This is a genomic window from Mesobacillus sp. S13, from assembly GCF_020422885.1.
Classification (GTDB): Bacteria; Bacillota; Bacilli; order Bacillales; family Cytobacillaceae; genus Mesobacillus; species Mesobacillus selenatarsenatis_A.
The window spans coordinates 3,405,031-3,419,386 of record NZ_CP084622.1; the positions used below are offsets into that span (position 1 = coordinate 3,405,031).

Annotated in this window: 10 protein-coding genes, 1 other RNA gene and 1 other annotated feature; of the genes, 1 reads left to right on the forward strand and 10 read right to left on the reverse strand. The window is 44.4% G+C overall.

Annotated features, from left to right (window positions below):
* Nucleotides 1-435 precede the first annotated feature (435 nt).
* From ssrS to LGO15_RS17510, 4 genes are all read right to left on the reverse strand, one after another.
* A non-coding RNA gene (gene ssrS, locus LGO15_RS17495) (6S RNA) lies at nt 436-623 on the reverse strand.
* Nucleotides 624-685: 62 nt separating this feature from the next.
* Complete coding sequence (gene aspS, locus LGO15_RS17500) at nt 686-2,461, reverse strand: aspartate--tRNA ligase (RefSeq protein WP_226085407.1); 1,776 nt, start codon at nt 2,459-2,461, stop codon at nt 686-688.
* 13 nt (nt 2,462-2,474) lie between these two features.
* Nucleotides 2,475-3,752, reverse strand: coding sequence for a histidine--tRNA ligase (gene hisS / locus LGO15_RS17505; protein ID WP_226085408.1), 1,278 nt, complete (start codon nt 3,750-3,752; stop codon nt 2,475-2,477).
* A gap of 178 nt (nt 3,753-3,930) precedes the next feature.
* Nucleotides 3,931-4,168, reverse strand: a binding site (T-box leader).
* 61 nt (nt 4,169-4,229) lie between these two features.
* Nucleotides 4,230-4,406, reverse strand: a complete 177-nt coding sequence (locus tag LGO15_RS17510) for a hypothetical protein (RefSeq protein WP_167831665.1) — start codon at nt 4,404-4,406, stop codon at nt 4,230-4,232.
* Between the two features lie 189 nt (nt 4,407-4,595).
* Between LGO15_RS17510 and LGO15_RS17515 the strand changes: the two genes are divergently transcribed.
* A complete protein-coding gene (locus tag LGO15_RS17515) occupies nt 4,596-6,365 on the forward strand; it encodes an N-acetylmuramoyl-L-alanine amidase family protein (protein ID WP_226085409.1) in 1,770 nt (589 codons plus the stop codon).
* Nucleotides 6,366-6,953: 588 nt separating this feature from the next.
* On the opposite strand, the gene dtd is transcribed toward LGO15_RS17515, so the two are convergent.
* The 6 genes from dtd to LGO15_RS17545 form a co-directional block, all read right to left on the reverse strand.
* A complete protein-coding gene (gene dtd / locus LGO15_RS17520; protein WP_226085410.1) occupies nt 6,954-7,394 on the reverse strand; it encodes a D-aminoacyl-tRNA deacylase in 441 nt (146 codons plus the stop codon).
* Between the two features lie 34 nt (nt 7,395-7,428).
* Nucleotides 7,429-9,621, reverse strand: a complete 2,193-nt coding sequence (locus LGO15_RS17525; RefSeq protein ID WP_167832847.1) for a RelA/SpoT family protein — start codon at nt 9,619-9,621, stop codon at nt 7,429-7,431.
* A gap of 303 nt (nt 9,622-9,924) precedes the next feature.
* On the reverse strand, nt 9,925-10,437 hold the full coding sequence (locus LGO15_RS17530) for an adenine phosphoribosyltransferase (RefSeq protein ID WP_167832846.1): 513 nt from the start codon (nt 10,435-10,437) through the stop codon (nt 9,925-9,927).
* Nucleotides 10,428-12,794, reverse strand: a complete 2,367-nt coding sequence (gene recJ, locus LGO15_RS17535; RefSeq protein WP_226085411.1) for a single-stranded-DNA-specific exonuclease RecJ — start codon at nt 12,792-12,794, stop codon at nt 10,428-10,430. The genes LGO15_RS17530 and recJ overlap by 10 nt, the downstream gene beginning before the upstream one ends.
* A 335-nt stretch (nt 12,795-13,129) precedes the next feature.
* Nucleotides 13,130-13,444 (reverse strand): LapA family protein, encoded by a 315-nt coding sequence (locus LGO15_RS17540; protein ID WP_226085412.1) that lies wholly within the window; start codon nt 13,442-13,444, stop codon nt 13,130-13,132.
* A gap of 21 nt (nt 13,445-13,465) precedes the next feature.
* Nucleotides 13,466-14,347, reverse strand: a complete 882-nt coding sequence (locus LGO15_RS17545; RefSeq protein ID WP_413231408.1) for a cation diffusion facilitator family transporter — start codon at nt 14,345-14,347, stop codon at nt 13,466-13,468.
* Between the last annotated feature and the right edge of the window lie 9 nt (nt 14,348-14,356).

Genomic DNA, 14,356 nt, shown 5'->3' on the forward strand with positions numbered 1-14,356 from the left:
TATCAAATTGAAAACCATTTGACATCCCTTCCCGAAGATGAAGAAAAGAAACCATGGAAGTTTCGCAAAAAAATGAAAGGGTTTGGTTGAGATTACTTGCCGTTAATTTTACACAATAACCAGGACTTGACTTGCTATCGGACAAATCGAAGTCTGTTTCCCTGAAATTTGTCCATTAGAATGGCTCTATCGGACCAATTAAAGCCTGTTTCCCCTAAATTTGTCCATTAGAGGAGCTCTATCGGACAAACTCAAGCCTGATTTCCATAAATTTGTCCATTAAAGGAGCTCTATCGGACAAACTCAAGCCTGAAATTTTAAAAACTGGCCTTTATGTAGATTTCCTTCCAGATACATATACCAATTTTGTCCTTAACAAGCTTGAGACATCAAAAAAACCATGCATTTCTGCATGGTTTTAATTGCGTATGTAGGAAGAGTCCCAATCGTGCCGTCGTGTTGGTTGCCTTCGTCTTGAACCCGCTCTCAGCAGGTGGGTGCCCTGTTCCGGATTTCTGTAAGTCCTCTAGCCAGAGGCATTTACGCGGCCCGAAAACGCGAACTCCCGAAGGATAGATGTTAGGTCAAAACTTCAGGTTAAACAACGAACACATCAGGACTCTTCGTTTGTTGTTATTATAGTACCACAGCCTCGAATGAACTTCAAGAATATGGCCACTGGATATTACTGGTCTTTTTTAACATTTAGTGACAAATGCAATTCATCAAGCTGTGCTCCGCTTACCTCACCAGGAGCGTCTGTCAACAGATCGCTTGCGCTTGCTGTCTTCGGGAATGCAATGGTATCGCGCAGGTTTGAACGGCCAGCAAGAAGCATGACCATCCTGTCCAGGCCGAGAGCGATCCCGCCATGTGGAGGCGTTCCATATTCGAATGCTTCTAGCAGGAATCCAAACTGTTCGACTGCCTGTTCCTTTGTGAAGCCAAGGACAGAGAACATTTTTTCTTGGACATCTCTTTCAAAAATCCTTAGAGAGCCGCCGCCTAGTTCATAGCCGTTCAGTACAAGGTCATATGCCTGTGCCTTGACACTTGCCGGATCACTTTCCAGTAAAGGCAAGTCTTCTCGCGCTGGCATCGTGAATGGATGGTGAGCAGCGAAATAACGATCTGCTTCCTCGTCGAACTCCAGTAGCGGCCAATCTGTAATCCAAAGGAAGTTGAATTTGCTCTGGTCAATGAGGCCAAGCTCTTTACCAAGCTTTAAGCGCAATGCTCCAAGTGCATCTGCCACCACGGACATTTTATCTGCAACGAAAAGAAGGAGGTCTCCAGCTTCGACTTCAAGCTTTGTCTTGAGCGTCGTTTGCTCTTCTTCCCCGAAAAATTTGGAGATAGGCCCTTTAAGTCCATCTTCTTCGGCTTTCAACCATGCAAGGCCTTTAGCGCCGTATACAGATACAAACTCTGTCAAAGCGTCGATATCTTTTCGGGAGTAGTTCGCTGCCGCACCTTTAACATTGATTGCCTTTACCTGACCGCCATTTGCGACTGCTGAAGCGAAGACTTTGAACCCTGATTCCTTCACCGTTTCTGAAAGGTCAACCAGTTCCATGCCAAAACGAGTATCAGGCTTATCAGAACCGAAGCGGCTCATTGCCTCTTCATAGCTCATGCGAGGGAATGGCTCTGTCACATCCAGGCCTTTTACACCCTTCATGACCTTTTGCATCATTTTTTCAGTAAGGCCCATGATTTCTTCCTGGCTCATGAAGCTTGTTTCAATATCGATTTGTGTGAATTCCGGCTGGCGGTCAGCTCGCAAGTCTTCATCGCGGAAGCAGCGGGCAATCTGGTAATAACGCTCAAAGCCGCCAACCATCATCAACTGCTTAAAAATCTGCGGTGATTGTGGAAGAGCGTAGAATTCACCCGGGTGTACCCGGCTTGGTACCAGATAGTCACGAGCTCCTTCCGGTGTACTTTTAGTCAAAATTGGTGTTTCTACATCAAGGAAGCCTTCTCCGTCCAGGAAGTCACGGATTGCCTTAGTTACCTGATGCCTCATCTTGAATGTTTCGAACATGACCGGGCGACGGAGGTCAAGATAACGATATTTCAGACGGACATCTTCTGATACATCTGTTTTATCAGCAATCACGAAAGGAGTCGTTTTCGCTTCGTTGATGATTGTAAGCTCTTCAGCCTGGACTTCGATCCTTCCAGTCTTTAGATTTTCATTGACGCTTCCTTCGCTGCGGGCAATGACCGTTCCTTTCACATCAAGAACGTATTCTGTACGCACCTTCTCAGCGAGCGACAGCGCCTCTGGTGACACATCAGGATTGAAGACAATCTGGACAAGTCCTGTCCTGTCACGCAAGTCGATGAAAATCAGACCGCCAAGATCCCGGCGTTTCTGCACCCAGCCTTTCAACGTTACCTTTTCACCGATAGCCTCTTCCGTTACTTCACCGCAAAAATATGATCTCCCAAACATCGAAACTCCCCCTCTACTTACAGATATCCTTGAATTTTTCAATGAAACTCTCAAGCGGCAGTTGAATTTGTTCCCCATCCGCCATTGATTTCAGGTTAATTTTCTTCTCTTTTAATTCGTCCTCACCAAGCACTGCCACATATCTTGCATTCATTCTGTCAGCAGCCTTGAATTGAGCTTTGATTTTACGATCCTGATAGTCTCTTTCTGCAGAGAATCCTGCCATTCTCAAATTGTGGAGCAAACCAACAGTATAATCCTTGGCTTCATCTCCCAATGCAACGAGGTAGCAATCGATTCCTTCATTAACAGGAAGCTCAACACCCTCAGCATCCAATGCTGCAAGCAATCTTTCAATACTCAACGCAAATCCAATCCCAGGTGTTTCCGGTCCGCCGATTTCTTCTACAAGGCCATTGTATCTGCCGCCGCCGCAAAGAGTCGTGATTGCGCCAAAGCCTTCAGCATCGCTCATTATTTCAAAGGCTGTGTGGTTATAATAATCCAACCCACGCACTAGATTCGCATCGACCTCGAATTCAATCCCTAGATCAGTCAGGTACTTTGTGACTTTATTAAAATATTGAGCAGAGTCATCTGTCAGATAATCGATGATGGAAGGAGCTGATTTCATTAATTCGTGGTCACGGTCTGCCTTGCAATCCAGGATACGCATAGGATTTTTTTCTAAGCGGTTCTGGCAGTCACTGCAAAATTCCCCGATCCGAGGCTCGAAATGGCTGACCAAAGCATCCCTGTGAGCTTTTCTGCTTTCCTTATCACCCAGACTGTTTACAACCAGCTTAAGCTTTTTCAAGCCAAGTTCCTTATACAGAGACATGGCAAGGGAAATCACCTCAGCATCGATTGCTGGATCCGCGCTTCCCATTGCCTCGACACCAAACTGGACAAACTGGCGGAAACGTCCAGCCTGCGGGCGTTCGTAGCGGAACATTGGTCCCATGTAATAGAGTTTCACTGGCTGATTAGGACTTCCAAACATTTTATTTTCGACAAAAGAGCGTACAGCCGCTGCCGTGCCTTCAGGACGAAGCGTCAGGCTGCGGTCACCCCTGTCAGTGAATGTATACATTTCTTTCTGGACGATATCCGTTGTATCTCCAACGCTTCGTTTGAATAAATCTGTATGCTCGAAAATCGGTGTCCTTAATTCCCGATATTGATATCTTTCACAAAGTTCTCTCGCCTTCGCTTCAATGAGCTGCCATTTCTCTGTCTGGCCTGGCAAAATGTCCTGTGTTCCGCGTGGAATATTGATTTGATTAGACACAGTGCATCCTCCTCCATTCATTTCAAATCATTTTTATAGGCATTTTTACTGTTCTCGTTACTTTAATCCTGAGCGGGGCTTAACGCATAAAGCCCTTTTCAAAAAGCAACACACTATGCAAAACCAGCCTTATGTAAAAAAAAGAATACAAAAAAGCCCCCAATCCCTTGCCATAATAACAAGGGACGAGAGCTTTGTATTCCCGTGGTGCCACCCTAATTGAAGCGCATGAATGCACTTCCTCTTTAACAGTTAACGCCTGATTACGTCTTCTTCTAATGATGGGATTGCCCATGTTCAAAGAAAATCCTACGGAGTGTTCATTCACCAAGTCATCATGCAGAAATGCTTTCAGCCAGGGCATTCCCTCTCTTTTCACGTGTTTCACGGCTACTATGCTCCATCAACGGTATGTTTTCTATATAACATTTTATTTATATTATAATACGGAGTCCAAATGGCCTTGTCAAGCACAATTCAAGAACGTTCAATCTGTTTTTTAAGTTTTCTAACATCACGGAGAGAAAGCCCGAATTCCGAAGCTAATTCTACTGTGTTGGCGCTCTGTTCTTTCTGGATAAAATCGTGGAAATCGACTCCGAACAATTGATTCTCCCCAAATGATGCAGAATTTCCTTTTTCACTGAACCGCATGGTATCACCTTCCAATGTTTATTGCTTACTATTCTTCCCAGCGACTGTGAAAAGTTTTCATCTTTTTGCGATATTCTTTTTCACTTGAAATTTTTTCGTTCAATACCGATATAAGAGAAAAGTCCTCGTGATTTTGACGGAAAAATCAGGTAATATATTTTTTATAGAGAATGAGAGGGAGGGAGATCATTGTCCAGAATTAAAATGGTTCCTATCATCCTTTGCTTGATGCTCATTTTTGGGAGCCTTCCAGCTTTTGATTCTGCTCAAGCAGATAACGGGAGCGTCTCGATTACAGCAACAAGCTTGAATGTAAGGTCGGGACCTGGACTAAGTTACCCGATATCAGGGTCAGTGAATAAAGGTGAAAAGTATTCAATCGTCAAGGAAGAAGGCGATTGGATCCAGATCAGCCTTAACGGCAGCAAGAAGGGATGGGTTGCAGAGTGGTTCACTGCTAAGGAAGCGCCCACGACAGCGGCTTCACCAGCTGTTTCATCAAATTCCAACGGTTCAGGAAGCGTCACCGTCAATGGTTTGCGAGTTAGAAAAGGCCCGGGCACCAATCACCAGGTAGTAGGCTCGTTTAACATTGGACAAGCTGTCGAAATCCTTGGCTTCAACGGGAATTGGGCAGAAGTGCGCACGAATAGCATACAGGGTTGGGTTTCGAAGGAATACATATCTGTAAAAGAGAGTAAAGCAACTGAAGCGCCGGCAGTCAGTAGTAAAACAAGCGGGACGGTCACTGCTACCTCCTTGAATGTAAGGGAAAAACCTTCATTGAACGCTGCAAAAGTAGGACAATTAAATTATGGCGCTGCAGTTACAGTCCATTCCCAGTCCAATGGATGGGCCGAAATTACCTACTCAGGAAAAAATGCCTGGGTAAGCGCTCAGTATTTGAAAATTGGCGGAAAATCAACTCCAGACAACGGAAAGCCGCCAACCCCTGTTGACCAGTTCACAGGGACGGTAACGGCTTCACAGCTGAACGTCCGTGATAAAAACTCGCTGAATGGAAGCGTGGTTGGTTCAGTATCGAAGGGGCAAAGCTTCAAAATTATCGATGAACAAAACAATTGGGTCAAGATTGAGTACCAACCAGGCAAAACAGGCTGGGCAGCTGGCTGGTTTTTCGAAAAAAAGAAAAACGGATCAGCAGCGTCACCTACTCAGTCCGTTCAAAACAGCAGCGTGTCTATGCTTCATAATGGGACAAACATACGCAAGGGCCCTAGCACAGGCACAGCCGTCATTTTCCGGGCGAATCAGGGAGACAGCTTTGAAATCCTAAGTGTCGAAAAAGATTGGTACAAAATAGCACTGCCAAATGGCTCTAGAGGGTTTGTAGCAGGCTGGATCGTTTCTGTACAAGGAACTGCACCGCAGATAGAGAGGCCCGGAGCAGAAAAGCACACAAAAAATAAAACAATTGTCATAGACCCGGGGCACGGCGGGCGGGATAATGGGACAACTGGTGTAAGAGGTACTTTGGAAAAGACGCTCACCTTGAAAACAGCCCAGCTTCTATACGACAAACTAAGAGCTGCCGGCACAAACGTGATCTTAACGAGGAACAATGATCATTATATTTCACTTGCGTCAAGAGTCAGCAGCTCCCATTACCATAACGCCGACGCATTTATCAGCATCCATTACGATAGCATCAACGACCGGTCCGTCAGGGGCATGACGACATACTACTACAATTCAAAACAAAAACCGCTGGGTGAACAAATTCACTCAGCTGTAGTCAGCAAAACAATGTTGAAGGATCGCGGCACCCGATTTGGCGACTATCACGTCATTAGGGAAAACAAGCAGACGGCCGTCCTCGTGGAATTAGGTTATTTAAGCAATCCTACTGAAGAGGTGCTTGTCAACACACCTCAATATCAGGAAGCAGTAGCTAACGGGATATTTGAAGGACTTGCCCGCTATTTTAAAAATAATTAAGCACGGTTCCCGGACTGAAGACACCTAACTGTCTTCAGTCTTTTTTCTGTGTGAAGATAAGGGAATAACTTTCTGTACCTTTATGATTGGAGGGAACGAACTGATCAGTTTTGAGGAAGGTACCCTTATGGCTTCCATCACTGACTCATAGGGTGTCGTTCTGCTCGTTAAAGACCCTTATGAGCTTCCATCACTACCTCATAAGGGTGCCGTTCCCCTCGATAGAGACCCTTATGACTTCCATCACTACCTCATAAGGGTGGCGTTCCACTCGATAGAGACCCTTATGGCTTCCATCACTACCTCATAAGGGTGGCGTTCCACTCGATAGAGACCCTTATGGCTTCCATCACTACCTCATAAGGGTGGCGTTCCACTCGATAGAGACCCTTATGGCTTCCATCACTACCTCATAAGGGTGTCTTTCCGCGTGATAGGTACCCTTATGGCTTCGGAAACTGATGCATAAGGGTGTCTTTCGAACTGATAGGTACCTTATATCCTTGAATCCCTCCACAAAAGTGCATCTATAGGCAAAATGTCCAATAAAAGAAGGAATCCCGCTCTTGGGATTCCTTCTCTTATTATCTATTTACTGTCGATAATCAATGTAACAGGACCGTCATTTGTCAATTGGACGTCCATCATGGCGCCGAATACACCGGTTTCGACTTTGATTCCTTTTTCGGCAAGGAAGGTGTTGAATGCTTCATATACAGTTTCTGCATGGTCTGGCTTAGCAGCATCCATGAAGTTAGGGCGGCGCCCCTTGCGGCAGTCACCATACAGGGTAAACTGGGAAACGGAAAGAATCTCTCCTCCTACATCAAGGAGGGACAAGTTCATCTTCCCTGCTTTATCTTCAAACACCCTGAGATTGGCAGCCTTCTCGGCAAGAAATGCTGCATCTTTTTCGGTATCATCATGGGTAACACCCACAAGGATGACAAATCCTTTGTCTATGGAGCCTTTTACTTCCCCATCAACTGTCACTTTTGCTTCTCTGCTTCTCTGTATCACTAAACGCATCAGTAATCTCCTTACACTTTTCGAATAAATCGGGTTAACTCATTACCCTTCTGACAGCATAGATGTCCGGAATTTGCTTGATCCGGTCGACGACTCTTTGCAGGTGGCTGACATTATGGATGGCGATGGACATATTGATAGTTGCCATTTTATTTTTGTCAGATTTCCCGGAAACGGCGGTGATATTTGTTTTTGTCTCATTGACCGCCTGCAGGACTTCGTTCAGCAAGCCCCTGCGGTCATAGCCGCTGATTTCAATATCAACATTATACTCCTTGCGGTCATTTAAGGCGGTCTCCCATTCAACCGGAATCAATCTGGCCTGCGCATCCTCCGTGTGGATGTTGGTGCAATCGGAACGGTGAACAGATACACCCCTGCCTTTTGTGATAAAACCTACAATATCATCCCCAGGTACAGGGTTGCAGCAGCGGGATAGCCTGATCAGCAAATTATCAATGCCCGACACCCGGACTCCAGACTCCCGCTTTTTAGCAGGTGTAAATGATTTAAGCTCGGAGACAGCGTTTGAAATATCCTTTTCCTGTTCCAGGTCACGCTGCTTGCGGAGCTTTTCTGTCAGCCTGTTCGCAACCTGGAGGGCTGTTATTCCGTTGTATCCAATGGAAGCAAACAGATCTTCTTCATTAGTGAAATTGTATTTCTCCGAAACCTTTTTCAGGTTCTCAGATGTCAAAATTTCTTTCACGTCAAAATCCATATTGCGAATTTCTTTTTCTAATAGCTCACGGCCTTTTTCAACATTTTCGTCCTTCTGCTGCTTCTTGAAGAATTGGCGAATCTTGTTTTTGGCCTGGGACGTCTGAGCAAGCTTCAACCAATCCTTGCTCGGTCCATAGGAATGCTTCGACGTGAGGATTTCAATAATATCCCCCGTCTTCAGCTGGTAATCGAGTGTGACCATCTTACCATTCACTTTGGCGCCAATCGTTTTATTGCCGATTTCAGAGTGAATCCGATAGGCAAAATCGATTGGTACGGATCCTGAAGGCAATTCGATCACGTCGCCTTTAGGAGTGAAAATAAATACCATATCCGAAAAAAGGTCGATTTTCAGAGATTCCATGAATTCTTCCGCATTCGCAGTGTCATTCTGGAATTCAAGGATTTCCCGGAACCATGATAGCTTCGTTTCAAAGTTGGAAGCATCCGTTGGTTTGCCCTCTTTATATGCCCAGTGGGCGGCAACCCCGAATTCAGCAATCCTGTGCATTTCATCTGTCCTGATCTGGACTTCAAGCGGATCACCTTTCGGGCCGATTACCGTAGTGTGCAGTGATTGGTACATATTCGGCTTTGGCATCGCAATATAGTCTTTGAAACGACCAGGCATCGGTTTCCAGCAAGTATGGATGATTCCCAGGATGGCATAGCAGTCTTTTATGCTGTTGACGACAATCCTGACAGCCAACAGATCATAGATTTCATTGAACTGCTTGTTCTGCAATACCATTTTACGGTAGATGCTGTATATATGCTTCGGCCTTCCTGAAATTTCAGCCTTGATTGAAACTTCATTCAGCCTTTCCTTTACTTCGTCAATGACTTCATCAAGATATTGCTCGCGCTCCGCCCTTTTCTTTTTCATCAGGTTGACGATGCGGTAATATTGCTGGGGATTCAGATAACGAAGAGCTGTATCTTCAAGTTCCCATTTGATTTTTGATATACCAAGTCTGTGAGCCAAAGGCGCGAAAATTTCCAGTGTTTCATTGGAGATCCTGCGCTGTTTTTCACTCGGCAAATGCTTCAATGTCCTCATGTTATGAAGACGGTCAGCAAGCTTAATCAAGATGACACGTATATCCTGAGCCATTGCAACAAACATCTTGCGGTGATTTTCCGCCTGCTGCTCTTCATGCGACTTGTACTTTATTTTACCAAGCTTCGTAACGCCATCAACTAGCATAGCCACTTCGTCATTGAAGGCCACTCTAATATCATCAAGAGTTACATCCGTATCTTCGACGACATCGTGAAGAAAACCAGCAGCAACCGTCGCCGGGTCCATCTCCAGGTCGGCCAGGATGCCTGCCACCTGAATTGGGTGGATGATGTACGGTTCACCCGACTTTCTGAATTGATCATGATGAGCCTGTCTGGCGAACTCATATGCCTTCTTTACCAATTCAACATTTTCATCATTCAAATATGATTTTGTACAGTCAATGACTTGTTCTGCGGTCATTACCTGGTCATTCGCCATAGGATCACCTTATTTAAATTTCTTTATATTAACCCGCATTTTCTCTCCAGCGGGAACCAAGGACAAAAAAGTGAAGATCCTCTATATACAATAATTATTCTTATAAAGGATTGTTACTATTATCAAAGAAAAAATCGAAGATGTAAAGAGAAAGGAAGAGATTTTACAGCAGAAATTAAAAAAATTGTCGAAAGATATTTTATTTCGATTAATAATAGGCCGTTCTCTCATTGGTTATTATTTTTCGTACATGATCTGTTTTCTATAAAAAAAGGGCACTTCACAATGAAGCACCCTGTCAGATTAATATTGCATCAAGGTTAAAATATCATACCCATCCAGCTTATTACGGCCATCGAGGTAAGTAAGTTCAATCAAGAAGGCGATTCCTGCCACAACTCCACCTAGTTCTTCAACTAGCTTGATCGTTGCTTCAATCGTTCCGCCAGTTGCCAGCAGGTCATCGGTAATCAGGACTCTTTGTCCTGGCTTGATCGCGTCTTTATGGATCGTCAAGACGTCACTGCCGTATTCAAGACCGTAGTTGACCTTGATTGTCTCGCGCGGAAGCTTTCCTTCTTTTCTGACAGGAGCGAAACCTACTCCATGTGCATAGGCAACCGGGCAGCCAATAATAAAGCCGCGTGCTTCAGGTCCGACTACAAGATCAATTTGCTTTTCACGGGCATAGGCCACGATTTGGTCTGTTGCATATCTATAGGCATCGCCATTGTCCATTAAGGTTGTGATGTCCTTAAATTTAATGCCGGGCTTTGGCCAATCGGGAACGATTGTTACAAATTGTTTCAAATCCATTGAATAATTGCCTCCTCATTTTTCACCGACTCTTGAATGAACTGGTCAAACCAATTCTTCAATTGCTCATACGAAGAGTAGAGCAACTCATTTTCAAGAGTGAATGCTTGCACCTTGTGCTGATATGTTTTGGATTCAGTCAGATCCCTTTTGGGGACATTTTCTTCTAGTGAAATAAACCCATTGTTTATTTTAACAAAATCTAGTTCAAAAAACACCTGCGACATGAAATCTACTGTTTCTTTTGTCCACCCTCTATGCTTGGCCAGGTCGTCGCCATACCGTTTTAGATCAAATGGACCTTTTTTGGCAAGGAATGCGTAGAACCATTTGAAGTGTTCACGGGTTGGCATTGTTGTGAAGAAATCACTGCTTTCTTTATAAAAGTGGACATATACCCTTCCCGGATTTTTCCCGGAAAATAAATTCTCCAGTATCTCTTTGGAAGGAGGCAGATCCAAAAGAACAACATATGATTGATCAAGTTCGATTTGTTGGGCCTGGTCATCGGCAGTAACGACTTCCAACGAGTCTCCGATAATAGGTGAAAACTTATTTTTCAAATCTGGATTAAAGAGAATCCATTTGATATGATCCCCTGGAATCATGTCAGGAAGTTTTTCCAGTCTTTTAAGTCCGCGGAAATCGAATAGCTGCCAGGATTTGACCGCTACATCCCTGAGAAAAATCTGCGGCTTCTTGATATTGTTCCATTCATTGATGGACAGTTCGCCAATGACCGATAGCTTGGAGCTTGGTGAAATATGATCATGAAGATGGCCGAATCCGAATCCGATCCCATCAATCACAGTACCTTCCTCTTCCAACGCAAGCTTAAGATGTGACTGATCTGCTCCTATCTTTCTCAGGGTTGAAATATTAGCTTCATTAATCATGACCTTTGGCTTAGGATTGCTCACACCATATGGCGAAAGCTTTCCAAGTTCATTTATGGTTTCAATCGTAATCTCTTTAACTTCTATACTGGCATCGATATGAGATACAGGAACTAAATCTTCCTCTTTAAGCTGCTCTTTTGCGAGTGTATTCAATCTTGCCCTTAATTCATCCACATCGCTTAAATTCAATGTCATGCCCGCAGCCATTGGATGTCCCCCAAAATGCGGCAGGATGTCTATGCAGGTTGATAGATTTTTAAAAAGGTCGAAACCGGCAATACTGCGTGCTGAACCCTTGGCAAGCCCCTTCTCTTTGTCAAAACTAAGAACAATGGTTGGCCGGTAGTATTTTTCAACGAGCTTGGAAGCTACGATGCCAATGACTCCTGCATTCCAGCCTTCTTTGCCGACGACAAGCACCGAGTTGTCTTGTATTGGGTAATTCATTTCCACTTCAGCAACTGCTTCTTCAGCAATTTGTGAGACTATATTTTGACGCTCTTTATTGATTGAATCAATTTCTTCCGCAAGCATCATCGCTTCTTCAGGATCTTGTGTCATCATCAATTGCACGGCAGGATCCGCGCTGCCAAGTCTCCCGGCGGCGTTAACCCTCGGTCCTATCATGAACCCGATCGTTTCTTCATCTATGGAAGATCTATCAGTCTTAGCGAGTTTAAGCAGCGCATTCAAACCATGCGTCTGGCTCGACTTCAATTTCTCTATTCCCCTCAAGGCAATCAGCCTATTCTCTCCCATGAGAGGTACAAGGTCTGCAATTGTCCCGATTGCCGCAAACTCAAGCAAATGCTCAGGGATCCTTCCTAGCAGCGCATGGGCAACCTTAAAAGCGACTCCGACACCAGCCAAGTCCTTGAAAGGGTATACACTGTCTTCCAGCTTTGGATGGATGATCGCAAATGCATCTGGCAAGACCGGTCCAGGTTCATGGTGATCCGTTATAATCAAGTCGATGCCTAACTCTTTGGCAACAGTTGCTTCATGAAGAGCTGAAATGCCCGTATCGACAGTTATGATCAAGCCAACTCCGCTGTCTGCAGCACTTCGGAATGCTTTTTCATTAGGGCCGTATCCTTCTGTAAAACGGTTCGGTATGTAATAGTCGGCGTTTGCCCCCAGCTCATCCAGGGCTTTCATCATGACCGTCGTACTGCTCACACCATCTGCATCATAATCACCAAATACTAATATGGGCTCCTGCGTTTCGATAGCCTCATTGATCCGCTCAACTGCCTTGTCCATGTCCTTTAACAAAAAGGGGTCATGAAATTCGCTTTTTTCTCCAAATAAAAAATACCGGGCATCTTCCACGGTATCCAGTCCGCGATTGACTAGCAGAGAAGCAGTCAGATGAGTTATGTTCAAGTCCTTAGCGAGTGAATCTATTATTGTCTGGTCGGATTTTTTTACAATCCACCTTGATTTTGGCTTTAACATACGTTCACCTCTCAGCTTTTTCATTATACAAAAGCAGCGAGAGTGTTTCAATGACAATGAATGCTAATAAGGGGCAATAGTTTCGTGTAGTATATGAGAGGATGGAAAAAGTTTTGCAGAGCAGAGTCTCGAAAGGTATAATTCCAGTTCGTCTGATTGATGGTATTGATGCCAAAACAATCTTTTCAAACAAAGCTTCTCTGTTGATTTATTATGGAACATTCATGTACTTTTGAAATCAATGGACTTTTTTAGAAGCCTAACTAAAAACAGTATTATAAAAGAGGCGACTCTCAGGTGAATTTTTCACTCTTTGAGTCGGCCTCTTTCTTTGATTAATGGATATCTTCTATTTGATGCTGTGCTGAGTCTTCCTGGGCTGTTTCCTTTTGCGCCAGCTGCTCTTCTAAGGTTTCGTTTTTCTTCCTCAATGATTTAACTTCACGTTGAAGAACAAACATCCTGAACAGGCCGACAGAGCCAACAATGATCCCGCCCATCAATACAGAACCCAAGATAACCAATATTAACGGCCATTCAGATTCCCCGAATAAATAGTTTACTGTTACTGAGTCGACATTGATGACAGCAAAGACAGCGACGATCAATGCAAAAGCAAGTCCCAGCAACAATGTCCATTGAAACTTCATACAATCTCCTCCCCTCGAGAACTATTGAATATCTACGCCATCTTCGGAAGTTCCATTCTCACTGTACGGATTTATATGGACCAGAACATTTTGGACATTTTTATTTTCCATCAGTTTCTTCTTCACACTTTTTCCAATCCTGTGGCCCTGTTCCACGGTAATATGTGGATCAACAGATATTTTCAAATCAATGATAACATAGTGGCCGTGTTCCCTGGCATGTAATTCATCCAATTTTTTCACTTCTGGTATGGACTGTACAACCGTTCTGAATTCTTCCGTATCTTCATCGTGCAGGACATGGTCAAGCGTGTTGTGAATCGACTCCTTGCCCAGTTTCCATGCCATCCTGATGACCAGCAAGGCGACAAGCAGACCGGTAACCGGGTCGGCGTATTCAAGCCAGCCTATCCCAAATATCCCGCCCAGGACAGCGGCACTGATCCCTATGAGTGCTGCTATGGAAGAGTATACATCCGAACGGTGCTCATAGGCATTGACAATCAGGGCATCACTCTTCAGTTGTTTTCCCAATTTGAACTTGTATCTGAACATTCCCTCTTTTACGATAATTGAAACGACAACAGCTACAATTGCGATAGATTTCGGTGCTTCAATAGGATGGAAGAATGCCTCTATCGAAGATCGGCCAATCTCGACACCTACAAGCATCAATAACACGGCCACAATGATAGCAGCAATGGATTCAGCCTTTCCATGGCCATAAGGATGGTCTTCATCTGGTGGTGCTTTCGCAGCCTTGAGACCTATGTATACAGCTAATGAACCAGCAACATCCGAAGCAGAATGAACAGCATCCGCTACAAGTGCTTTACTGTTCGCGTATATCCCGATACCCCACTTCAACCCTGCCAGTACAATATTTCCGACTACGCCAACCATTGCGGCAAA